General features: G+C 28.2%; 22 protein-coding genes and 1 tRNA gene. 12 read left to right on the plus strand and 11 right to left on the minus strand.

Annotated features, from left to right (window positions below; all coding sequences use genetic code 11):
- Positions 1–6: 6 nt before the first annotated feature.
- From HNP67_RS03100 to HNP67_RS03115, 4 genes are all read left to right on the plus strand, one after another.
- Positions 7–333 carry an HU family DNA-binding protein gene (locus tag HNP67_RS03100; protein ID WP_184124846.1) on the plus strand — a complete coding sequence of 109 codons (327 nt, stop codon included), beginning with the start codon at positions 7–9 and terminating at the stop codon, positions 331–333.
- The gene (locus HNP67_RS03105; protein WP_002656070.1) at positions 334–741 is read left to right on the plus strand and encodes a bactofilin family protein; all 408 of its coding nucleotides are present in this window, start codon (positions 334–336) and stop codon (positions 739–741) included.
- A gap of 80 nt (positions 742–821) precedes the next feature.
- On the plus strand, positions 822–2,369 hold the full coding sequence (rho, locus tag HNP67_RS03110) for a transcription termination factor Rho (RefSeq protein ID WP_184124848.1): 1,548 nt from the start codon (positions 822–824) through the stop codon (positions 2,367–2,369).
- Between the two features lie 59 nt (positions 2,370–2,428).
- On the plus strand, positions 2,429–2,674 hold the full coding sequence (locus HNP67_RS03115) for a type B 50S ribosomal protein L31 (protein ID WP_151551523.1): 246 nt from the start codon (positions 2,429–2,431) through the stop codon (positions 2,672–2,674).
- 35 nt (positions 2,675–2,709) lie between these two features.
- Here HNP67_RS03115 and HNP67_RS03120 read toward each other — a convergent pair whose 3' ends face one another.
- Together HNP67_RS03120 and HNP67_RS03125 are read right to left on the minus strand one after the other, a co-directional pair.
- Entirely contained in the window at positions 2,710–5,625 is a 2,916-nt protein-coding gene (locus HNP67_RS03120; RefSeq protein WP_184124850.1) for an insulinase family protein, read from the minus strand.
- Between the two features lie 15 nt (positions 5,626–5,640).
- Positions 5,641–6,342, minus strand: a complete 702-nt coding sequence (locus tag HNP67_RS03125; protein WP_184124852.1) for a hypothetical protein — start codon at positions 6,340–6,342, stop codon at positions 5,641–5,643.
- 129 nt (positions 6,343–6,471) lie between these two features.
- On the opposite strand from HNP67_RS03125, the gene serS reads away from it, so the two are divergent.
- Positions 6,472–7,749, plus strand: coding sequence for a serine--tRNA ligase (gene serS, locus HNP67_RS03130; protein ID WP_184124854.1), 1,278 nt, complete (start codon positions 6,472–6,474; stop codon positions 7,747–7,749).
- Here the strand turns inward: serS and dusA are convergent.
- Positions 7,739–8,746 (minus strand): tRNA dihydrouridine(20/20a) synthase DusA, encoded by a 1,008-nt coding sequence (gene dusA / locus HNP67_RS03135; RefSeq protein ID WP_184124856.1) that lies wholly within the window; start codon positions 8,744–8,746, stop codon positions 7,739–7,741. The two genes, serS and dusA, sit on opposite strands and share 11 nt — an antisense overlap.
- A gap of 323 nt (positions 8,747–9,069) precedes the next feature.
- On the opposite strand from dusA, the gene HNP67_RS03140 reads away from it, so the two are divergent.
- From HNP67_RS03140 to HNP67_RS03160, 5 genes are read left to right on the plus strand one after another with little or no spacing between them, the layout of a single operon-like run.
- Positions 9,070–9,306 (plus strand): hypothetical protein, encoded by a 237-nt coding sequence (locus HNP67_RS03140; protein WP_236845724.1) that lies wholly within the window; start codon positions 9,070–9,072, stop codon positions 9,304–9,306.
- Positions 9,307–9,316: 10 nt separating this feature from the next.
- Positions 9,317–10,024 (plus strand): 6-phosphogluconolactonase, encoded by a 708-nt coding sequence (locus HNP67_RS03145; protein ID WP_184124858.1) that lies wholly within the window; start codon positions 9,317–9,319, stop codon positions 10,022–10,024.
- The gene (locus tag HNP67_RS03150; RefSeq protein ID WP_184124860.1) at positions 10,011–11,228 is read left to right on the plus strand and encodes a flagellar motor switch protein FliG; all 1,218 of its coding nucleotides are present in this window, start codon (positions 10,011–10,013) and stop codon (positions 11,226–11,228) included. The genes HNP67_RS03145 and HNP67_RS03150 overlap by 14 nt, the downstream gene beginning before the upstream one ends.
- Positions 11,228–13,012 carry an alanine--tRNA ligase gene (locus tag HNP67_RS03155; protein WP_184124862.1) on the plus strand — a complete coding sequence of 595 codons (1,785 nt, stop codon included), beginning with the start codon at positions 11,228–11,230 and terminating at the stop codon, positions 13,010–13,012. The genes HNP67_RS03150 and HNP67_RS03155 overlap by 1 nt, the downstream gene beginning before the upstream one ends.
- A 40-nt stretch (positions 13,013–13,052) precedes the next feature.
- Positions 13,053–13,874: a ZIP family metal transporter gene (locus HNP67_RS03160; RefSeq protein ID WP_184124865.1), complete on the plus strand. Its 822-nt coding sequence runs from the start codon at positions 13,053–13,055 to the stop codon at positions 13,872–13,874.
- A 2-nt stretch (positions 13,875–13,876) separates the two neighbouring features.
- Here HNP67_RS03160 and pstB read toward each other — a convergent pair whose 3' ends face one another.
- The 4 genes from pstB to HNP67_RS03180 all read right to left on the minus strand — a co-directional run bounded on the left by pstB (position 13,877) and on the right by HNP67_RS03180 (position 18,038).
- Complete coding sequence (pstB, locus tag HNP67_RS03165) at positions 13,877–14,659, minus strand: phosphate ABC transporter ATP-binding protein PstB (protein ID WP_184124867.1); 783 nt, start codon at positions 14,657–14,659, stop codon at positions 13,877–13,879.
- Positions 14,660–16,096 (minus strand): phosphate ABC transporter permease PstA, encoded by a 1,437-nt coding sequence (gene pstA, locus HNP67_RS03170; protein WP_184125266.1) that lies wholly within the window; start codon positions 16,094–16,096, stop codon positions 14,660–14,662.
- Positions 16,097–16,200: 104 nt separating this feature from the next.
- Positions 16,201–17,109, minus strand: a complete 909-nt coding sequence (pstC, locus tag HNP67_RS03175; protein WP_184124869.1) for a phosphate ABC transporter permease subunit PstC — start codon at positions 17,107–17,109, stop codon at positions 16,201–16,203.
- Between the two features lie 89 nt (positions 17,110–17,198).
- Positions 17,199–18,038: an extracellular solute-binding protein gene (locus HNP67_RS03180; protein WP_184124871.1), complete on the minus strand. Its 840-nt coding sequence runs from the start codon at positions 18,036–18,038 to the stop codon at positions 17,199–17,201.
- Between the two features lie 165 nt (positions 18,039–18,203).
- Here HNP67_RS03180 and efp point away from each other — a divergent pair, with 165 nt between their 5' ends.
- On the plus strand, positions 18,204–18,782 hold the full coding sequence (gene efp, locus HNP67_RS03185; RefSeq protein WP_184124873.1) for an elongation factor P: 579 nt from the start codon (positions 18,204–18,206) through the stop codon (positions 18,780–18,782).
- Positions 18,760–19,419 carry a hypothetical protein gene (locus HNP67_RS03190; protein WP_184124875.1) on the plus strand — a complete coding sequence of 220 codons (660 nt, stop codon included), beginning with the start codon at positions 18,760–18,762 and terminating at the stop codon, positions 19,417–19,419. Before efp ends, HNP67_RS03190 begins: the two co-directional genes overlap by 23 nt.
- Positions 19,420–19,430: 11 nt before the next feature.
- Here the strand turns inward: HNP67_RS03190 and HNP67_RS03195 are convergent.
- The 4 genes from HNP67_RS03195 to HNP67_RS06875 form a co-directional block, all read right to left on the minus strand.
- Positions 19,431–19,504: transfer RNA gene (locus HNP67_RS03195), tRNA-Ile, on the minus strand.
- 27 nt (positions 19,505–19,531) lie between these two features.
- Positions 19,532–20,566, minus strand: a complete 1,035-nt coding sequence (locus tag HNP67_RS03200; RefSeq protein WP_184124877.1) for a coiled-coil domain-containing protein — start codon at positions 20,564–20,566, stop codon at positions 19,532–19,534.
- Between the two features lie 18 nt (positions 20,567–20,584).
- Positions 20,585–22,420, minus strand: coding sequence for a DNA mismatch repair endonuclease MutL (mutL, locus tag HNP67_RS03205; RefSeq protein ID WP_184124879.1), 1,836 nt, complete (start codon positions 22,418–22,420; stop codon positions 20,585–20,587).
- Between the two features lie 6 nt (positions 22,421–22,426).
- Positions 22,427–24,389, minus strand: a 1,963-nt coding sequence (locus tag HNP67_RS06875; protein ID WP_236845726.1) for a tetratricopeptide repeat protein, incomplete at its 5' end; no start/stop codon positions are given.

Here is a 24,389-nt window from a genome sequence, read left to right on the forward strand (position 1 = left end):
TAGTTTATGTCTTTTTCAAGAAGACCAAAGGTTACTAAGTCAGATATTGTTGATCAAATATCTTTAAATATTAGAAATAGTAATCTAAAATTAGAAAAAAAATACATAAGGCTTGTAATAGATGCTTTTTTTGAAGAGCTTAAAAGTAATCTTTGTTCGAATAATGTTGTTGAGTTTAGATCTTTTGGTACGTTTGAAGTTAGAAAAAGAAAGGGACGTTTAAATGCTCGCAATCCTCAAACAGGGGAATATGTTAGGGTTTTAGATCATCATGTTGCTTATTTTCGTCCAGGCAAAGATTTGAAAGAGAGAGTGTGGGGTATTAAAGGTTAAATGCCGGTTAATATTGTAGATTCTTATAAATGGGATTGTAAGCTGGATTCTAGTTTAACTTTTAGGGGAAAATTAAAATTTGAAGGAACTTTGTATCTTGATTCTTCTTTTGAAGGTGAAATATCTTCGAAAGGGGGGGTGCTTTTTATTGGCAAGAACAGTAAGGTTATTACCAATGTGGTAATTTGTGATACATTAATAGTGGAAGGAATTTTGAAAGGCAATGTTAATGCTGCTAGTAAAGTTTATTTAAACAGCGGTTGTAAAATATATGGGGATGTAAAAACAAAAAAAATATTTATTAATGATAATATAATTTTTGATGGTAAGTGTGAAATGATAAAGTCTAATGAAATTGTAGATTTATTTTCTTTCACCGTTTCACAAATAAAAGATACTTTGCAATAGGATCAATGTTTTTTATTAATTAATAATAAGTAGATTTTTATAAAATCCTTTCTTAAAAAATTTAATTCGTAGAGGAAAATATGGATAAAAAAAATGGTGGATTTGATTTAGAAAGTGAAATAAGGCGGTTGGATGTTTCTAAAGAGTTTAAGATTGAAGATAATTTGAAAAAAAAAGTGGTTAAAGTTGTTGCTAAAAAGGATTCTGCATCTAATTTGGCAAAATCTGCAGATTTAAGTAGCGCAAAGGATTCAAACAGTGTAGTATTTCCTGAATTTGATTATGATATTCCTTCTTCAGGTTTAGAAAATAATATTAAAACTTTAGAGCAAAGTAATATCATCAAGTTTTTTAATGGTAAAGATTATGTAGAGATTGAAAAACTTTATGATAAGCCAATTACAGAGGTTAGAAAAATTGTTGAAGGCCTTGGGACTAATCATACTATTGCTGTAACAATGAAAAAAACAGAATTAATCTTTTTATTAGTAAAAATATTAAGTGAGAATGATATTAATGTTTTATTTACAGGTGTGCTTGATGTGCTTAGTGATGGTTATGGGTTTTTGAGAACTGCATCAAATTCTTATCTTTCAGGAGGCAATGATGTTTACGTTTCTCCTTCTCAGATTAGACTTTTTAATTTAAGGACTGGTGATATTTTATATGGCCAAATTAGATCGCCTAGAGATGGTGAGAGATTTTTTGCAATGGTTAAAATTAAATCTATTAATGATCAAGATCCTACGTTTGCTCAAAATAGAATACCTTTTGATAATTTAACCCCTCTTTATCCCAATATGAAATTGAATCTTGAATATGAAAATTGTAACATTTCTACAAGGCTTATTAATCTTTTTTCACCTATAGGTAAGGGGCAAAGGGCTTTAATAGTTTCTCCTCCAAAAGCGGGAAAGACTACCTTGCTTCAAAAAATAGCTAATGCAATAACTACGAATTATTCAGATGTTATTTTAATGATATTGCTTATTGATGAGAGACCAGAAGAAGTTACAGATATGATTCGTAGTGTTAAAGGCGAAGTAATTGCATCTAATTTTGATGAACAGGCTAGTAGGCATGTTCAAGTAGCAGAGATGGTTATTGAAAAGGCAAAAAGGCTTGTTGAAAACAAAAAAGATGTTGTTATTTTGCTTGATTCTATTACAAGGCTTGCAAGGGCATATAATCAAACTATGCCAACTTCTGGTAAAATTTTATCGGGTGGGGTAGATTCTAATGCTCTTCATAAGCCAAAGAGGTTTTTTGGATCTGCTAGAAATATAGAGGAAGGGGGAAGTTTGACTATTATAGCTACTGCTTTGGTTGATACTGGTAGTAAAATGGATGAAGTTATTTTTGAAGAATTTAAAAGTACCGGCAATATGGAATTAATTCTTGATAGAAGTTTGGCAGACAGAAGACTTTTCCCTGCTATTAATATTAAAAAGTCAGGCACCAGAAAAGAAGAATTGCTTCTTAGTGAAGAGGAACGTTCTAAGATTTTGCTTATTAGAAGAATACTCGGAGGTGTTGATGATTATGAGGGAGTTGAAGTTCTGATAGAAAAGATGAAAAAAAGTAAAAACAATGAGATCTTTTTAAAGACAATGAGCAATGGTAATTAAATAAATTGACATTATTTCTAATGTCAATTAAACTTTATTGAGATTAAGAGGAAGGTTTTATGAGAAAAGATATACATCCTAAAAATAATTTAGTGGTATTTAAAGACGGATCAAATGGAGCAATGTTTTTAACTAGGTCTACTTTAAACTCAAAGGAAACTATTAAATATATTGATGGAAAGGAATATCCATTGATTACTGTGGAGATTACAAGCAAATCCCATCCTTTTTATACTGGCCAACAAAAGTTTGTTGATGCAGCAGGAAGAATTGATAAATTTAATAAAAGGTATAAAAAGTCCTAAAAATTTGCTTTTTTGTATGAAATTTTGATAAAATTTTAATAAATTTTTTTTACACTATATTCTTTTCCTATTAATTTTTCTAGGTTGTTTTTGTCTTCTTCGTATGTTTGGTTATTTACTAAAGATGCAATGCTGTTGTGTTGTCTTATTTGTGTTAGAATCTTTGCAGATATTTCTTTAATATCTTGTGGTGTAATTGTAAAGTAGGCATTTCGAATATCTTGTCTTAAGCTGTCGGTAATATTTAGCATTTTTCTTTTATAACTTTGTAAAGCTTCTGTAGCTTTAGTTTTTACATAGATATTAGTTCCTATTAAACCTACTAAATAGGTATAAATCTCTTCATTTGTCATTTTATTATTAGCTAATTCTTCTAAAGAGTTTTCGAAAGCTTGGTACGTTTTGGTGAAATTGGGATCTCTATAGGACGCAAAAGAGAAGATTCCATTAGCGATTGATGCGCTTGCTCCGTATGCACCCCCCATTACCCTTATTTTTTCCCAAAAAATTCCACTTCTTAAGATATGCTCTAGAAAGTTTGCTTTTGGATAATTTTCATCGTTGATTTTGTAACTGGGGAAACATATAGCATTAAAAGCTACTTTTGATTGGATAATTATTATTTCTCTTAATGTTTTGTTGTTTGTATCAAGATTAAGCAACCTATCGTAATAATTGCTCTCTTTTAGGCTTTCTTTTAGATTAAAAAATTCATTTTCTAAGTTTTTAAGAATATCATCAGTATTCCCCATTATTAATGCAGATAGATTATTTTTTAAAATTATTTTATTTTTTAAATTGTCTAATTTAATTGCAATTTCTTTTAAAGATTCTGTATCGGTTTTTGCTTTTTGCCAAAATTCTCTGCCTGTTATTCCGTTTTGCAATTCTTTTAAATGTTCATTTAATTTTAGTTTTGATTTGGACCTTAACATTGCCAAAAGATGTCCTTTGGGGATTAATAAGGATTTAAAATCATTTTTTAAACTTAGTACTATTTCTTTTAATCTCTCATAATCATGAAAGTTAATATTCATTAAAATTTCTTTTATCAGTTCAAATGATTCTTTAATCTTATGGTTAAAAGATTTAAAGCTAATATTAAATGAATTTGAAATATTTTCATCAATATCCTCGTCGTAACTCTCAGATATATTTATTTGTCCCAAAGTATTTTGGATTTTATTGTTAATGTCTATGTAAGAATAATTTTTTGTAGATAAATCTTGGAGAGCTCTTTTGAATAAAGATAGGTATATATAATCTTCTTTTTCTAAAAAATTTAGTTTAAAAAATAAATTTACATTAAAGATATTGTTATTCTTAAATTTGAAAGAATGTAAATTTAGCTCTTTTATTTCAGTAAGATTCAAACTTTTTTCTATTTCTTTTGGCAAATCTTCTATTTTTAGTAAGGGAAGTTTTGCTATATCTGCTTTAGAGTCTTTTTTATTTTGGTATTTTTTAAACTGATTATAGTCTTTTTTAAATTGCAAAAATTTTTCTGGATTTTGTTTGATTTCAATTTCTTTTGCCATTAATTTATTTTCAATTTCTTCTTCCATTTCTTTTTCTGTATCGTGTGATGGAATAAAGCTTATTAATGTATAATGCTTATTAAGTATTAGATATTTTTCAATTAAATTTTCGAAGTAATAAATTCCTTTTTCCAATTTATTTGTAATTTCATTTATATAGTAGCTTGTTTGTAATGTTTTTATTGGATGCAGGCCATTTAGCCAACCTTTGAGGCTTTTTATCATTAAAGCAATAGGGAAATTTTGTCCCTTTTCTTCTTTTAAAGCAAATTCGTAGCCAAAAAGAATTCCTTTTATTAATTCTTTTGGGATTTTATTTTTTACTAAATTTTTAAGTTCACTGAAAACTAAATTTTTAAATTCTTTTTCTTTGTTTTCAACAACATTTTGGAGTCCAAATGAAAAAACAGATTCTTTTAAATCCGTATTGATTCCGCTAATATGGGCTATGTCTTCACCTATCCCGCTTTTTAAGATATTGATTGTGAATGAACAAGAATCGTCTAAGAGTATTTCTGAGAGAATTTCAAGACCAATGCTGTCTTCAATATTGTTAATTTCTGTGCAAAGCCAATTTATTGTGTATACTCCAAGAGAATTGTCGTTTTCTTTAGGAATTTTGTATGTTAATTTTTTCCCCTTTTCCCATCTTTTAACGTTTTCTATGTCAATATTGACATTACTTTTTTCTTTTTTATAAGGCCTTATTATGTATTTTTCAATGAAATTTAGATTTTTTTCAGTTTGAGTGTTTCCGCATAAAAATATTTTGCAGTTTTCAAGTGTATAATATTTTTTATAAAAATCTAAAAAATTTTCATAAGTGAGATCAATAATATTTGTTGGGATTCCGCCTGAATCGTATTTATATGCTCCCTCTTCAAAAAGAGAGCTACTTGCTATTTCGTTTATTAGAGAATTTTTATTTGAATAGCTACCCTTCATTTCATTAAAGACAATCCCAGATACTTTAAAATCTTTTGGATTTATGTTGTATCCTTCTTGCATAAATGATTCTTTTTTAAGCAATGGGTTAAATATAGAATCGGCATAGATATTAAATAAATTAAAGTAGTCTTTTTCAATTGTAGATGCTGCCAGGTAGATGGTTTTGTCTGGGAATGTCATTGCATTTAAAAATGTGTTTAGGCTTCCCTTTAATAGGTAAAGAAATGGGTCTTTTATTTTATATTTGTTAGAGCCGCAAAAAATTGTGTGTTCTAAAACATGTGCAACTCCAGTATTGTTTGAAGGTATTGTCTTGAAAGCTATGCAAAATGCATTTTCTTTAAAAGAATCACTTTTTAAGTGAAATACTTCAAGACCGCTGTCGTGTTTAAAATACAACCCTTCTGCATCATATTCTTCTAAATAAGTTTTCGAAATTAGTTTGAAAATTTTTTTCTTTTTCATTTATGTCTTTAATCCTTATTTTACAAATTGTGCTATTTCACTCTCATTAAATTCAAATGTGTTTGGCAGTTCTTCTGTGTCGTCTAGTTTAAATGTGTATTCAGGGAATTTAATAATAATTTTTTTGTTTTCAAAGTAAATTACTGCTTGTTGTAAATCAAATAATAATTCGTTAGGTAAAATTTTTTCTTTAATTTTTTTTATAAAAAATGGGAATGCTTCATCTGTTTTAATTATGTTGTCAATGTTATAAATATAATTTCCTTTATCTTGAATGTAATAGTTTCTGTAATTTGTAATAGGGCTATCATTGATTTCTTGAGTTGCAATAAGTATTATTGTATAAATATTGTATCCATGGTAAATTTCATAGTCTATTTTTAAGTTGAATTTTTTATTCTTAGGTTTAAGCTCTTTACTAACAATTTCAAGTCTTGTTACAATTTGGCTCACATATTCATTAAGCTCGGTATTTAATTCTTCAAGATTTCCTTTTTCTTTTTCCTCAATTATTAATTTAGGTATTCTAATATTGTATTCATAAAATTGTGAATCTTCTTTTGAGCTCATTGAAGTTATTATTAAAGAATTCATTTTGTTGCTATTTAAGCCAATATCTTTAAAATTGATTTTGGTTAATTTTTTTGTACATCCGTTAAAAATTATTAATGTAGATATTAACATAAAAGTTGTTTTTATTGTTCTTAGACTTAGCATGTTATGATTTCTCCCTACAATATTTATTCTAATCCTGTTATAAGATATTATATAATAACCTTGATATGAATTTATATTATTTATAATTTTGTTTAAAAATTTTACTTAAGACATATCTTAGGAGATAGAATGCTTGATTTGAAATTTATTAGAGATAACCCTGATCTTGTTAAGAGAAGTATTAAAGCAAGAGGCCTTGTTGTAGATATTGATAAGTTGATTTATCTTGATAATAAGAGAAAAAAAATAATTACCAAAATTAGTGAGCTTAATGCAAAAAGAAATGAAAATTCTTCTAAAATGCGAGAAAATATTGATAAGGTTTTAAAAATCTCTTTAATAGAAACCGGAAAGATTTTAAAAAAACAGCTTATTGATCTAGAAGAAGAGCTTGAAAGAGTGTCTGTTGATTTTGACTTTGAAAATAAGCGGGTACCCAATATTTTGTCACATGATGTGCCTATTGGTAGTAGCGAAGAAGATAATTTTGAAATAAAAAAAGTTGGAGTTGTTCCAAATTTTGATTTTAAGCCAAAAGATCATTTAGAGCTTGGTAGAGATTTAGACCTTCTGGATTTTGACAGAGCACGCGAGATTAGTGGGAGTAAATTTTATTATCTTAAAAATGAAGCAGTTTTTTTAGAAATTGCTCTTATTAATTTCTCTTTAAATAAATTAAGAGAAAAAGGTTTTGATGTTTTTATTACTCCTGATGTTGCAAGAGAGTTTATAGTTGACGGAATTGGTTTTAATCCTCGTGGCAACGAAAGCAATATTTATAAGATTGAAGATACAGATAAATATCTTGTAGGCACTTCTGAAATTACGCTTGGTGGTTACTATTATAATAAAATAATAGATCTCACTTTGCCAATAAGAATGGCAGGGTTTTCACATTGTTTCCGAAAAGAAGCTGGAGCATATGGTCAGCTCTCAAAAGGTCTTTATAGAGTTCATCAGTTTAGCAAGGTGGAAATGTTTTGTTTTTGCAAGGCAGAAGAATCTGAAGTTATTCATGATGAATTTTTGAGTATTCAAGAGCAAATTTTTACTGAGCTTGAAATTCCTTATAGGGTTTTAAATATTTGTTCTTTTGATCTTGGTTCTCCAGCTTATAAAAAATATGATATTGAAGCTTGGATGCCTGGAAGAGATAGGAAAGGTAGTTATGGAGAGGTTACCTCAACTTCAAATTGTACAGATTATCAGTCAAGAAGGCTTAAGATTAGATATAAAGATCAAGATGGACAAAATAAATTTGCACATATGGTAAATGGAACAGCAATAGCTACAACAAGGGTTATTATTTCCATACTTGAAAACTTTCAGGATCAAAAGGGAGGAGTTAGAATCCCTAAAAGCTTGGTTAAGTATACAGGCTTTGATTATATTCCTTTTAAGAATTAGAATTTAGTATTTCTTCTGGCAATGTTTCTATAGCTTTTAGCAATATTTCGTGTTTTTTTAAGTTTTTTGGAAATGGTGCTGTTAAATTTTGTCTAAATTTTTTTGCTCCTTCTTTGGAAAATACTATTCCCATAAGATGCTTGAATAATATATTTATCGACAAATAATTTTCATATTCTTTAATGTATTCTACCATTTTCATCAATAAGTCTTTTCTTATGAGAATTTCATCAGCTTCGTTTAAAAATTCTCTTGAGGCGTTTGCAATAAAGTATGGATTTTCAAACGCACTTCTCCCAATCATGACAGAATCAACAAAAGATAGGTGTTTTTTAATTTGCTCCGAGTTGTTGATTCCTCCATTTATTTCAATAAACAAATTTTTATTATCTTTTTTCAGATTATATACAAATTCATGTCTTAATTTTGGAATATTTCTATTATTTTTAGGAGAAAATCCTTTTAATATTGCAACCCTTGCATGTACAATAAAATTTTTGATACCAAAATCTGAGATTATTTTGACAAAGCTTTTTACCTCAGAATAACTTTCATTTTTGTAATCACTAGGTAAAGGTCTTATACCTAATCTATGTTTAATTGAAATGGGTTTATTTGTATTTTCTTTCATCGTTTTTAAAATTTCACCTACTTGATTGGCATTGCTCATTAGGCAAGCTCCACAATTTGCATTTTGGATTTTTATAGATGGGCATCCAACATTAAGATTGTATTCGTCAAAATTAAAGTGTTTTTCAATAATTTGAATAGCTTTAAGGGCATCATTTTTGGAGTTTGTTGCTATTTGAATTGCAATTGGAGATTCCAAGGGGTTTTGCTTTACAATTTTTTTTACATCACCCATAATTATTGATTTTGCAGAAATCATTGGGGTGTACAATGTAACTTTTTTTGATAAAAGTCTTATTAAATATCTGAAATGCTCATCTGTGATGTTTACCATTGGGGCTATTGATATTTTTCGATTCATTAACATTACATAATATGTTAGAATAAACGAGCTAATTTAACAATTATTTGTTCTTTTTTAGGAGGAATTGTTATATGCATGGAAGAAAAGATTTATTTTTTTTAATACTTTTCCTATCATTGTCAATTATAATTTCTTACAAAGTAAAAAAAGTTATCATTAAAAATAGTAATTATATTGCGGTTAGGGGGGCGTAGGCGAAAAAGAAATCCTCTTAGCTCTTCGGGTTGGAATTTAGAGTATTATTTCAATGGTGATTTGGTTTATGGGTCGTATTAAAGCAAATAATTTAAGTTTATCTAAGATTAAAACTTTTTTATTAAATATATATGTATATTTCTTTGATTATTAATACAATTGATGTTGAAAAAATGAAAACAGTAGAAAAAAATATTATTGAGTTTTATAATCAAGGTTTGCTAATTAGCAGTAATGTGGGTTTAAGATATTATTTTAATAAAATTAATGATATAAAGTCTAAAATGCCAGTAGTTTCAATTAAAAATTTTATTGTATATGCAAGGATTGTTTCAACTATTTATTATTATTTATATTATATGTATTAAGGGAAATTAAATGGAGTTTTTATATTCTGATGAAGAGAATTATTTAAAAGATAGATTTTTTGATTTTTTTAATATGAATGTAGATAAAGATAAATATACAGGTATTGGAATTTGTGGTGGTCGAAGTATAGTTAATTTTTTAAGTGTTTTTCTTAAACAAAATTTTTCTTTTAGAAAAGCACATTTTTTTTTAGTTGATGAGCGGTGTGTTCCATTAAATGATGAGAATAGTAATTATAATCTTTTAAATAAAAAATTTTTTTCCAAAATGGCTGATAAAAATTTGATAAGCATTTCCAAATTTCATGCTTTTGTTTATAGCGAAATAGACGAAGCCACAGCTATTCATAACTATAATATTGAATTTAATTCTAGGTTTAATATTTTTGATTTTATTTTAGTTTCAGTTGGCGAGGATGGCCACATAGCATCGCTTTTTCCTTCTAGGAAATTGTTGTTCTCAGATGTAGAAGGTTATCAGTATGAATACAATTCTCCCAAATTTCCTAGCAAAAGAATAAGCTTAACGCCTAAATCTTTGTTTAGTTCAAAAGCTGTTGTTTTGTTATTCATGGGTGTTGATAAAAAGCGTGCTTTAGAAAATTTTTTAAGTTCTAATAGTTCTATTAGCGAATGTCCAGCCAGACTTTTAAAAGATCATCCTAATTTACTAGTTCTTACAAACATTAAAAGAGATGAAAGTTATGCAGGATCCTAGGCTTTCCAAGTATAAAAATGCTAAAAATTTAAGCAAAAAAACTGTTGAAGAAATTGATACTTTGAGTTTAAATAAAAATTTTTCCGATTCAGAGATTCAAGGCTCTATGCTTAGATCTTGGATAAGTCTTATTAAGGGCAATAAAAATAAAGCTTCTATTGAGCCTAAATCCAACAAGATTAATGATTCAAATCCAGGGTTTATTCGCAAAGAAAGCAAGGTTAGAAAGGTTGCAAAATATTTTTTGGCTATTGGACTTGAAAAATCTGCAAAGATTATGTCTGAGCTTGATGATTCAGATATAATTTTGATTACCAGGGAAATTTCAAAGATTAGTTATATTGATCCAGAAGAAAAAGAGCATATTATTAAGGAATTTGAAGATTTACTAAGAAATCAAAAAAGGTATGTTAATGTGGATGATAACTTTGCTTACGAATTATTAAATAAAACGTTGGGAAAATCTAAGGCAAAATCAATTTATAAAAAAGTTACTGGCAATGATATTTTTATTCCTTTTGATTATTTATCTCAAATTGAGCATGAACAACTTTGGGCATTAATTAAGGATGAGAATATTAAAACGCTTGTTATATTATATAATTATTTAAATAAAGATCAAAAAAAGTATGTTTTTTCAATGTTAGGAGAAGAAGATAGAAGAGAATTTGTAAAAGATCTTGTCAAACCAAGGCAATTGAGTATGGATACAATAGAGGCAATTTCAAATAAGCTTAAGGATAGATTTAAGATGCAAGGGAATCTTAAGACAGATAAACTTGATGGATCTAAGATACTTGTTGATATTTTAAGCTATATGGATTCTAATGAAGAGAAAAATCTGCTTAATAATATTAATATGAGGGATTTAAATCCTGTTGTGGACAGTGAAATTCGAGAAAAAATATTTGATATTAATGTAGTATTGAGAATTATGGATAATGATCTTCATAATATTTTAAGAGAGTTTACAGATAAAGAGATTGCAATTATTATTAAAGATAAAGCTGATGAGGTTAGAGATAAAATACTTTCAAATGTTTCAAAAAGGCGTAAAGAAATTATTTTAGATGAAGAAGCTTTTTTGGGAAAAATAAGTAAAAAAGATTTAAAAACTATGACAACAGCTTTTGTTAATTATATTAAAAATTTAACTTTAAAAGGTGATTTAATAATATATAGAAAAAATGAGGAATTTATTTAATGACACTTGACGAGTTGCGTAGAAAATATATTGATTTTTTTAAATCAAAAAAACATTTTGAAATAATGGGTAAATCATTAGTTCCTGAAAATGACCCTACAGTTCTTTTTAATACAGCCGGCATGCAACCCCTTATTCCGTATCTTCTTGGAGAAGTGCATCCATCAGGAGATATGCTTGTTAATGTTCAAAAATGCCTAAGAACAGGCGATATTGATGAAGTTGGAGATTTAAGTCATTTAACTTTTTTTGAAATGCTTGGAAATTGGTCTCTTGGGGCTTATTTTAAAGAGTATTCTGTAAAGTGTAGTTTTGAATTTTTGACGTCTTCTGATTATTTAAATATTCCAAAAGACAGTCTTTATGTGAGTGTATTTGAAGGTGATCAAGAGATTTCGCGTGATACAGAGACTGCTAACGTTTGGGAAAGCTTGGGTATCCCCAAAGATAGAATATATTATCTTTCTAAGGATCATAATTTTTGGGGTCCTGTTGGATTTAAAGGGCCTTGTGGCCCAGATACTGAAATATATGTGGATACTGGAAAGCCTAAGTGTTCTTTTGAATGTAATATTACATGTTCTTGCGGCAAGTATTTTGAAATTTGGAATAATGTTTTTATGCAATACAATAAAGACGAAAATGGTAATTACATAGAATTGGATCGAAAATGTGTAGATACAGGAATGGGTCTTGAAAGAACAATTGCTTTCTTGCAGGGCAAATCTTCAGTTTATGATACAGATGCATTTATGCCCATAATAAAGAGAATAGAATATATTTCTGGTAAAATTTATGGACAAAAAGAAGATGATGATAGATGTATTAGAATAATTTCTGATCATATTAAAGCAGCTTGCTTTATTCTTGCTGATAGTTCTGTTGTTTTTCCCTCCAATTTGGGCCAAGGATATGTTTTGAGAAGACTAATAAGGCGATCTATAAGATATGCAAAGAAGCTTGGAATAAAATCCCATTTTTTAGCTGATCTTGTTGATTCTGTAGAAGCTATTTATAAATCTTTTTATAATGAGCTAACAGAAAAAAAAGATTTTATTAAAAAGGAATTAAGCATAGAAGAAGAAAAGTTTTTTAAAACTTTATCTCAAGGAGAGCAAGAATTTATCAAAATAACAAGAAATTTACCTTCCAAGACTATTCCTGGCGATATTGCTTTTAAACTATATGATACTTATGGTTTTCCATACGAAGTAACAGAAGAGCTTGCTCTTGAATATGGCTTTAACATTGATAAGTTAGGCTTTAATGAACATTTTAAAAAGCATCAAAAGACTTCAAAGAAAGGGGGTGACAAAGTCTTTAAAGGAGGGCTTGCCGATTATACTTATGAGACCACTAAGCTACATACAGCTACTCATTTGCTACATAAGGCACTTCAATTAGTACTAGGTGATCATGTTAGACAAAAAGGAAGCAATATTACTGCTGAGCGATTAAGGTTTGATTTTGTTCATTCTGAAAAGATGACTGATGACGAGATAAAAAAAGTTGAAGAGATTGTTAATTTACAGATAAAGAATTCTTTGTCTGTAAAAAAAATTATAATGGAATTAAGTGAAGCTCGAGAAAAAGGTGCTATGGCACTTTTTGGAGAAAAATATGACAATTTGGTGAGCGTTTATGAGATAGATGGATTTTCACTTGAAGTTTGTGGAGGTCCTCATGTAGAGAATACTAATGAACTTGGTACTTTTAAAATACAGAAAGAACAATCCTCATCTTCAGGTATAAGAAGAATAAAAGCTATTTTGATTGATGAGTAAATTGCTTATTATTTGTTGATTTATTTTAATAGGAGACTTTATGATAAAATCAATTTTAGATTATTTATTGACTTTGCATCCTATATTATTAGGAATTTTAGGCTCTACTTTTACTTGGTTTACTACAGCTTTTGGAGCAGCAGCAGTTTTTTTCTTTAGAAAGGTAGATAATAAAATAATGGACGCTATGCTTGGTTTTTCAGCAGGTATTATGATAGCGGCTAGTTTTTTTTCGCTTATTCAGCCTGCTATCGAGAGAGCTGAGGAGCTTGGATACATTACTTGGGTACCGGCTGTTTTTGGATTTCTTGTTGGGGCATTTTTTATATACATTGTAGATGTATTTGTTCCAGATCTTGATAAACTTACTTTTATTGATGAAGACTTAACCAAGCACGGTAAAAAAGATTTTTTACTCTTTACTGCTGTTACTTTACATAATTTTCCAGAAGGATTAGCAGTTGGAGTTGCTTTTGGAGCCTTGGCGTCTAATCCAGATATTCAAACTTTAGTTGGAGCTATGCTTCTTACGCTTGGTATTGGTATTCAAAATATTCCCGAAGGAGCGGCCATTTCTCTGCCTTTAAGAAGGGGTAATGTTGCTTTAGCAAAATGCTTTAACTATGGCCAAATGTCAGGATTGGTAGAAATTGTGGGAGGGCTTATGGGTGCTTATGCGGTTTATTCTTTTACCCGAATTTTACCTTTTGCCTTGGCTTTTTCTGCAGGAGCTATGATTTATGTGTCAATTGAACAACTAATACCTGAAGCTAAGAGAAAAGACATTGACAATAAAGTTCCAAGTATATTTGGTGTTATTGGTTTTACATTGATGATGTTTCTTGATGTTTCATTGGGTTAAAATTATCCAAATTTTCCGCTGATATATTCTTCAGTTTTAGTATTTTTAGGATTGAAGAATAGTTCGTCAGTTGAACTTTCTTCTTCAATGCATCCATTAAGGAAAAATGCGGTTCTGTCAGATATTCTTCCGGCTTGTTGCATATTGTGAGTTACAATGATTATTGTGTAACTTTCTTTTAAGTTTATTATTAGCTCTTCAATTTTGCCTGTTGATATTGGATCTAGAGCAGAGGTAGGTTCGTCCATTAGTATTACATTTGGTTCTATTGCAAGAGTTCTTGCAATACAGAGTCTTTGTTGTTGACCCCCTGAGAGACTTAATGCATTTGTATTAAGTTTATCTTTGACCTCGTTCCAGAGAGCAGATTTTATTAGTGATTGTTCTACTATTTCGTCTAGTTTTTTTTTATCTTTTGTTCCATGAATTTTTGGGCCATAGCTTATATTGTCATAGATAGACATTAAAAATGGGTTAGGGGTTTGGAATACCATTCCTATTTTTCTTCTAAGCTCCAAGATATCGAAATTATTTGAATAAATATTTTTCCCTTCATATATTACATTTCCTTCTATTTTAATGCCTTCAACAAGGTCATTCATTCTGTTGAGAGTTCTTAAGAATGTTGATTTGCCACAGCCAGATGGGCCTATTAAAGCGGTAATGCTATTTGTTAGTATTTTAATATTTATTTTGTTTAAAGCCTTAAAATCTGTATAAAATAGATTTAGATTTTCCGTTTCTATTATAACTTCATTTTTTGGTGTATCTTTTTCTTTTATCACTTATTTAATCCTATATAATTTGTTTATTAAAAATTTTGATGTTAAATTTATTATGAGCACCATTATTACAAGTATTGAGGCTGTTCCAAATCCTTTATCCAGGTGTCCTTCTTGAAATAACATCAGTAAGTGTACGGTTAATGTTCTTGATGGTTCATTTAAATTTGTTGCAAGCCCTAGGTTTGTTCCCATTGTAAAAAGCAATACGGCTGTTTCTCCCAAAGCTCTTCCTATTGCAAGAACTATTCCTGTTAGTATTCCAGGAATAGCTGCTGGAACCATAACTTTAATTATAGTCTCTGTTTTATTTGCTCCTAAGGCGAATGAAGCATATTTGTATGATTTTGGGATTATTTTAAATGCTTCTTCGGTTGTTTTAACAATCATTGGTAATATCATTAGGGAGCTTGTTATTGCTCCTGAAAGTATTCCTATTCCAAAAATTGGCACAAAAAAAATTAGTCCAAAAAGTCCAAAAATTATTGCAGGAATTGAGGAAAGGATGTCAACACTCATAGATAGTATTTTGTAAAATATTTTACTAGAAGTGTATTCGGCAAGCATTATGCCAGTTCCTATTCCAATGCATATTGAAATAGCGGTTGTAAGTAGTATTACATAAAAAGTATTTAAGATTAAATAAGAAATTCCACCATATGCACCAGAATCTCTTGGAATAGATAATATGAAATTTAAATTCAAGGGACTGCTTTTATCAAAATAATGCATTTTAATAAAGGGCGCTTTAAGATTTTGAAAATAATGCCAAGGCACAATTGCTAGTGTGCCTTCTGTTTTTTCTATAGTTTGTATTATATTTTCTTCTTGATCAAGATATTTTATTATTTTTAATTTAATATCCTTTGATATTAAATTGGCCCATTTTTCTTTGCCTTTAATAAGTTTTTCAACTTCCTCAACGCCTAATGTATTGATTATTTCATTTTCATTTTTTGTTAAAGTTTTTTTACTTATTAGGACAGACATAGTTTTTATTTTTAAAGCTTTAATATTGGGATATAATTTAAAGTCTAGGGATTCGAATTCTTCTTTTGTTAAATAGCTTATAGAGCCTGTTGTGTTGTTTATGGTTTGAAGTATTTTTTTTGTAGATGGTACAATTTTTATGTATCTTTTATTAAATACATTGTTTTTGATTAGTGTTTTTAGAATAGCTTTGTTAGATATGCTGTCAATCGAACTGGCAATAGGCATAATGTCGATTCCTTGATCTGAAATGCTTCCCCAGTGTGAAATTTTATTATTATATATATTGTAAATGTCTTCTATAGAAATTTTTTCTGTATTGATATTTTTGTTAACAATAAAAGCAATTTGTATTTCTTTGTTGTCTTCTGTTTTAAATGGCACAAAATTTTGAGTTTTGTTTAAAAATAAAGTTTGTTTTTTTTTGAAATAAAATAAAGAGTTGTACAATACATATGCTATTAGAAAAATTAATACCACTGTTAAAAAATATGCAATAAAATTAATTATGAAGAAATAGAACTTATTAATCAATTTATTCATTTGAGTTTTGGTCACTTTTTCTTTAACCCTTTATTTGAAGATAGTATAAAATTTTTGAGTAAATTTGTAATTATTGAAAATAGCAATAATACTAGAGCTGTAGAGAAGAGAGCTTCTCTGTGAACACCTGAGGCATATCCCATGTCCATAGCAATATTTACGGTTAGCGTTCTAATGGGAGAAAATACGTTTTTTATAAAAAGAGGAGAGCCCCCTCCTACCATTAATACTGCCACGGTTTCTCCAATAGCTCTGCCTATTGCCAATATTGTTCCTGCTAAAATACCTCGGCTAGCCGACGGTATTATTATCTTATATATTGTTTGCCAGTCTGTTGCTGCTAATGCAAGAGATGCAAATTTATATGATTTGGGAACGGCTTTAAGTGATGAATAACAAACGCTAATTATTGTGGGAACTATCATTATGCTTAATATTAGTGATGAGCTTATTAAATTGTATCCCAAGTTGTCTTCTCTTTGAAAAATGTTTTTTACTAAAGCTGCAATAAATGTGCTTCCAAAAAATCCGTAAACCACACTAGGGATTCCTGCCAAAAGCTCTATTACTGTTTGTAAAAATTGTCTATAAAATCCTTTTGCTTTTTCAAGCAAATATATTGCAAATCCCAATCCAATTGGTAAAGCAATTAAAATAGAAAAAAGTGTAGTTAAAAAGGAATTAATAATGAATGCTAAGATACCATAAGATTTTTGTAGATTGCTAGTAGGATCCCAATTTGTGCTAAATAAAAAGTTTAAAATTTTAATTTTGTTATTAATAAATGGTGTTATTCCAGTTTTTAATATAAATAAACCTAAAAACAATATTGATAAGGAGCTTATTACTGCAGATATAAAAATAAAAGATTTAAAAATAATTTCAATTATTTTTCTTTTTGTCTTTAAGCTTAGATGCATTTTTTAAAAGAATCCCTTAAAGCTCATGTCAGTGTTAAATTGTATTACTTGACTTAATATTAAGTCAAGTGTTTTTTTCTTTAATTTAATTATGCTTTTATCCCTAAAAAACCTTGTTCTTCAACAATATCTTGTCCGGTTGGGCTTGTCATGAAATCAATAAATTGAGTTACGCTTTTATCTTCATATTTGTTATTTGTAACTATTATTAAATTTCTTTTAATGGTATACTTATTGCTATTTATTGTTTCTTTTGTAGGATATGTGCTGTTGACAGAAAGAATATTTAAACCCTTTTCTATTGAATTTTTTGCGTATCCAAGACCTATATATCCTATTGAGTGTGGAGTAAGGCTTGTTTTTTCAATTACCTCTCCATTAGATTTTACTACTATTCCGTCTTGTCTAAATTGAGCTTCTTCGTGAGTTTTAAATATTTTATTAAGAAGTAGATCTTTTATAGACGAATAAGAACCAGAAGAAGAGTCTCGATTAATAAAGTTGATTTTAGCATCAGGGCCTCCTACTTGTTTCCAATTTTGAATTTCTCCATTTAGTATTTTAGCTAGATTTTCTTCTGTAATATTTGTAATTTTTATTTCAGGGCTTGTAATGAAAATTAAAGCATCATAAGCGAATACAGTTTCTTTTGCTCCTTGTTCAATTTCCTCTTTTGTTAAATCTCTTGATGATATTGCTATTTTGTATATTTTGTTAAATAGTCCGTTTATGCCAACACTACTTCCTTGTGCATCGTATGTTACTTTAGCATTATTGTTTATTTTATTATATCTTAAAATCATTTCGTCTAGTATTGGGCTTACAGTTGTAGATCCCCCAATTGATACAATTTTTTCATTGTCTTGATTTTTACAGTTGTATAATAAACTTGTTGATAGCATAAAAATTAAGATAATAAATTTTTTCATCAAGTAAACTCCTTTGTTTAAGTATATAATAGCATTAATTTAAAATAAGTCAATTGTAAATTAGCTTTATTGATTAAGTTATAATTGAGGCATAATAGCAAATATTTTGATTTTTTGGTATAAATTACTACTAGATTTGTATGTTAAGTTTTGTGAGGTATTTAAATGGCAGTAGTGAAATCTAGTGAGATTGAAAAAGGTTCTTTTTTACTTATCAAGGGGGTTCCTCATATTGTTCTTGAGAGAGAATTTTCAAAAACAGGTAGGGGAGGGGCAATAGTAAGGTTAAAGCTTAAGAACTTAAAAAATAAATTTGTCATTAGAGAAACTTTAAAAGGAGCAGATACCGCAGAAGCTATTGAAATTTATGAAGTTAGTGCCCAGTATTTATACAAAGATAAAGACGTTTTGGTTTTTATGGATTTAGAAACTTATGATCAAGTTAGTTTGGACTTAAAAGAAAGTGCTAATTTCCAAGATAAGGTGCTTTTTTTGCAGGAGTCGGAAATTTATTCTCTTGTAACGTTTGACAATGTGGTTATTGATATTAAGCTGGCTCCAAAGATTGCTTTTGAAGTTGTAGAGGTTGAGGCAGCTGTTAAAGGCGACACTGTAACAAATGCAATGAAAAATATTACTCTTAATACAGGACTTGTAGTAAAAGCTCCACTTTTTATTAACGTTGGAGATAGGGTTTTAGTTAATTCTGAAACTAAAGAGTATGCAGAGCGGATTAAAAGTTAAATTAGTATTGTTTTTTTGTTGTTTTGTTTGTTCTTGTGAAATAAATTATCCGGAAATAAAAGAGCTTGATTATAAGATAAATTATTATTTTACTGAGAATCGTTTAGATTACTCTATGAGTTTTGATTTTGCAATTAAAGTTTTAAATTCAAAAGATGTTTTTAAATTGTCAATAGAGAATAAGAACGCTAATGAGTTTATTCAAGTGATTAATAATAATTATAGCTCTTTTTTTATTGATTCTAGCCTTGGCAAGGATATTCTATATTGTAGAGATTTGAAGTTTGATTTTTTTGATAAAACTTTTGAAGGTTTTACTTCATGTGTTCGTCTTTTTGATAAGGGTATGAGGGTATATAATAGAGAGCTTGTTATTTCTTTAGGAATGTCAAAGTATGATTTAGATGATGTTCATAATTATGTATATAAGTCTAAAGATATGACAATGTTAAACAAGTTAAGCAATTCCAAAGTATTTTTTGTTAAAACTTATAAAGACAAACTACACCCCGTCTCTTCAGTTGTTAGAATTGATTCAATAGATGATACTACCCTAGAGATTGATAAAACATTTGATAATTATATAAGCTTTTATTATGTAGAAAAAAATTCAAATCTTTTTTTTAAGGTTAATTGAAAAGGTTAAATTGGGCCCACCAGGACTTGAACCTGGGACCTACCGATTATGAGTCGGGTGCTCTAACCAACTGAGCTATAGGCCCTTAGCTTTAATTTATTATATTTATTTTTTATTCATTGTCAAGTTCATTTTGAATAGCTTCTATTTTAGAAGTTAATGCATCTAATTTGTTATTAATTTTATCTTTTTCTTTTGTTAGGATTTGCATTTTTTGTTGAATGTTTTTTATTTCTTCCTGTTTTGTTATTTTTATTAAATCATTATTTAAGCTTAATATTTTCTGGGTTGTTTTTTCTATTTTTTGGATTATTGAGCTAATGGCATTATTTTTAGCCGCAATTTTATCTTTTTTTGTGGTTTCAATAAATTCTTCAGCAATTTTTTTTAAAATATTTTCTTTATTTTTTGTAATAACATTGATTTCGGTTTTTATTTTATTCTTTTTGTATATTTTTTCTTTTTTACTTGTAGATATTATTTCTTTTACTTCTTCTTTTATGTTTTTTATATTTGCTTTGATTTCATTTATTATTTTAAATTCTTTAACAATTACATTGTTTAATTTTTTATTTAATGAAAATTCATTTAGTATGCTTTCAAAGTTTTCAGAAGTATAATATTTTGTGAATACCCGTTTTTCAAATTCTTTTGATATTTTATATACATTTACTATATTGATGATATTGTTTATTGCTGAGTTGACTTTAAGTAGCATCATTTTTAAATAATTTTTTGTATTATGATCACTTGCTAATTCTATTTTTTTGTGTTTTTCAAGTTTCAATTTAGAAAAATTCATATTATATTTTGATATTAACTCTAAATTTTGAGGATAAATTTCGATTATTGTTTTGGCAATTTCTTTAAGGTTTTTTTTATATGATTTACAAGTAGATTTATATTCTTTTTTAAGAATATGAATTTTTTTGTTTAAATTTTTTAATATGTTTTCATTTTCTTCTGATTTGCTTAAATTGCTTTTCATTTGGCACAATTCTTTTTCTACTAATTTTAAATTGGGATAGTGGTTTAAATTTTTTAATTCTACTATATTATTATTTTTCAATATTCTTCCAAGCTCAATTAAATTTTTTTCTTTTTCTATCTTTAACAAGGTGATTTCTGATTTGATTTTTTTTATCATGGGAACTCTGGTTTTATTTTATGCTCTGTCAACTTTTTTTTCAAGCTCAAATTTAGATATTTTGTAATAAATTTTTCGTCCATGAGGACAATGTTTGATTTCTAGTTTAAAAAATTCATTTATTAAAAATTTGCTAAATTCAGTGCTTAATATGTCATTTGTTTTAACGGCCTTTCTACAGGCAATAGTTGCATATAAGTCAGATTCAAGAGAATTTATTGTTCTGCTTCTTCTTGATTGAAAAAAGTTAATAAGAGTATTTTCATATTGATTGCAAATATTAGGAATAGATTCAAGTTGATATTTTTTAGAGCCTATTTTAGAGATTATAATGTCCAATTTTTTGTATTCTTCTATTTCACTATCTATAATTTCTTCTATGTTTTTATCAACTACTGTGAATTCAATTGGTATTAGAAGCTTTTGAATAGTTTTTTTTGAATTTCTAAGTTTTTCATATATTATTTTTTCGTGAACTGCGTGTTGGTCTATGAAGTAAATTTCATTTACTTTTTCAATGATTAAAAATTCAGAGAATATTTGTCCAATATAGTTAAATTTTATTTCTTCTTTTTCGTTTTTGTTTGGCAGTTCTTCAAATTCTAAAAAGTTGTCAGAGAAAATGTTTTCAATGTTTTCCTTAAGTGTTGGCCTATTTTGTATAATTGAATTGTACTTTCTAAGGTCAATATTGCCTTGTGTTATGTTTTTGTTTGGCTCGTTTTCAGTATCTTTTGTTTCTATATTGTTGTTTTGTGGTATATCATATGTGTTGAGTTTATTTAAGCTTTCTGGTTGGTTTATCATTTCTATTAAATGATTATCTTCTGTTAATTGTCTTTTTATTATTATGTCTTGGTAGTTATTTATGTTTTTATCAAAAAAATTATTAATATTGTCAGATATTAGTTTAAATAAAAATGGAAGATTGTAAAATCTTACTTCTTTTTTTTGAGGGTGGACATTAAAGTCAATATGTTCAGGGTTTATTTCTAAAAATAAATAACATATTGGGAAGTTGCCAGGAGAAAGTATTCTGCTGTGTCCATTAGTTATTGCCTCTAAGAGATCTTTTTGATCTATAGGTCTTCTGTTGACAAATGTTTTAATATGTCTTTTGCTTTTTTTGGAAAAGTTATCTGGTGCTAAAAATATTTCTATTTTTATATTGTCATGTTCTTTTTTTAAGACCCTAAATTTATTATTTTCTATTACACTTCCATATACATTTTGAACCCTGTCAAATAACGATTCTTTAAAATAAATTTTTCTTAGCTTTTGATTTAAATTAATTTCGAAATTGATTTCGGGGTGGGTTATTATTTTTTCTTCTAAAACTTTTAGACACATTTTTGTTTCAATGGGTTCTTGCTTTAAGAATCTTTTCCTTGCGGGGAAGTTGTGAAATATTTTTGTGACATCTACTATTGTTCCGTTTATGGCAGGCTGTTTTTTAAAGCATTTTTCAATTCCATTTTCTACTTCTATTTGATAGCTTTCATTACTAGCTGTTGAGCTTGTTATTGAAATGTTGGAGCAAATTGCAATACTAGAGAGAGCCTCTCCTCTAAATCCTAGAGTTTCTATTTTTCTTAAATCCTCTTCTGATGATATTTTTGAAGTAGTGTGTGGTAGATAGCAGATTTTTAAATCTTCTTTGCTTATTCCGCTTCCATTATCTATTATTAAGATTTTGTGAATTCCCCCTTCTTCAAGAAAAACTTCAATTTTAGTAGCACCAGAATCTATTGAATTGTCTAGCAATTCCCTTAATATTGAACAAGGTCTGTCTATTGATTCTCCTGCAGCTATTTTTTGAACCAAGTATTTATCTAAGAATCTTATTTTGTTCATTGAAATTTATATTCCTATTATTTTTTTAATATTTTCAATTTTTTTGTAATTTGGAAATTTTTTTATAAGTTCTCTTAATGTTTGATCATTGTTATTCTCATTATATTCTAATATTCCTAGTGCATGTAAGGCCTCTGGATTGTTTGGTTTTAATTTTGTATATTCTCTTAGAAGGTCTTTAGCCCTTGTGTTATCATTAATTTCAATTAGAGTGGTTGCAAGATTATATTTTGCTTCAATATCTGAATTGATTATTGCTTTTTCAAAAATTTCAATTGCTTTTTGATAATTTTTTTCTTTTTTATAAAGTATTCCAAGATTGTTTAAGGCTAATTTATTATTTTTGTTTATTATCTTTTCAAGAGTTAAGATTGCTTGACTTTTATTTCCTGATTTTTCATATGCTTTTGCTAGGTTTATATAGGCTGAAGTATTTTCAGGGTTTTTTTCAATTACTAGGTTGTAAAGTGATATAGCATTTTGGTAATTTCCTTTTTTAAGATTTATAGATGCTTTTAAATATAAATATTCACTTTTTTCTGGATTTAAATCGATGGCTTTGTTTATTATTTCAAGAGATTCTTCAAGTTTATTGTTTTCAAATTTTGATATTGATAGGTTGTAAATAGCAATTTCATTAGGTTTTTTTGCATTGTCATTAAAAAAATTTAAATACTCTTCACTTTGTTTGAAATTGCCCAAGTTATTTGAGATTATTCCAGCTTTTAATGCATAATTGGGTTTTTTGTCGAGATTGTAAGCATCTTTAAAGCTTGCAAATGCTTGTTGCATGTCGCCAATTTTTTCTTCTGCTATACCTTTTTGGTAGTAGGCAGTGTCATAATTTTTATCAATTTGTATTGCTTTCTCAAAAGATTCTATTGCTTTTTTGTTTTTGTTTAGCATCATTAAAGCTATTCCTTTGTTATTATGTGCTTTTTTATGTTTTGGGTTGAGCTTTATTGTTTGATCAAATGATGCTATTGAGTGTTCATACTTTTTAAGCTTAAATCTAATGATTCCAAGTTTATAGTGATCTTCTTGGGTATTTGTGAGCTTGGTAATTTTTTCGTATGTATTTTCTGCTTTTAGCAAATCTCCATTTTTTTCATAAGCTTGAGCTAAAGTTTTAGAGGCATGGGCGTTATTAGGATTGGTTTTCAAGAATTCGTTTAGATCTTTGATTGCTTGATGACGAGTTTTTGTGTTTTCAAGGTCAATAGGTTTTATTGAATAAACTTTAGATTTAAGGTCCTCCAGGGTTTGTATTTTATTGGCTTGAGCTAAGGTTTTGGAGGCATGGGCATCATTAGGATTGGTTTTCAAGAATTCGTTTAGATCTTTGATTGCTTGATGACGAGTTTTTGTGTTTTCAAGGTCAATAGGTTTTATTGAATAAACTTTAGATTTAAGGTCCTCCAGGGTTTGTATTTTATTGGCTTGAGCTAAAGTTTTGGAGGCATGGGCATCATTAGGATTGGTTTTCAAGAATTCGTTTAGATCTTTGATTGCTTGATGACGAGTTTTTGTGTTTTCAAGGTCAATAGGTTTTATTGAATAAACTTTAGATTTAAGGTCCTCCAGGGTTTGTATTTTATTGGCTTGAGCTAAAGTTTTGGAGGCATGGGCATCATTAGGATTGGTTTTCAAGAATTCGTTTAGATCTTTGATTGCTTGTTGACGAGTTTTTGTGTTTTCAAGATCAACAGGTTTTATTGAATAAACTTTAGATTTAAGGTCCTCCAGGGTTTGTATTTTATTGGCTTGAGCTAAGGTTTTGGAGGCATGGGCATCATTAGGATTGGTTTTCAAGAATTCGTTTAGATCTTTGATTGCTTGTTGGCGAGTTTTTGTGTTTTCAAGATCAATAGGTTTTATTGAATAAACTTTAGATTTAAGGTCCTCCAGGGTTTGTATTTTATTGGCTTGAGCTAAGGTTTTGGAGGCATGGGCATCATTAGGATTTGGT

Origin of the sequence: Borreliella californiensis (assembly GCF_014205885.1) — a bacterium.
GTDB lineage: Bacteria > Spirochaetota > Spirochaetia > Borreliales > Borreliaceae > Borreliella > Borreliella californiensis.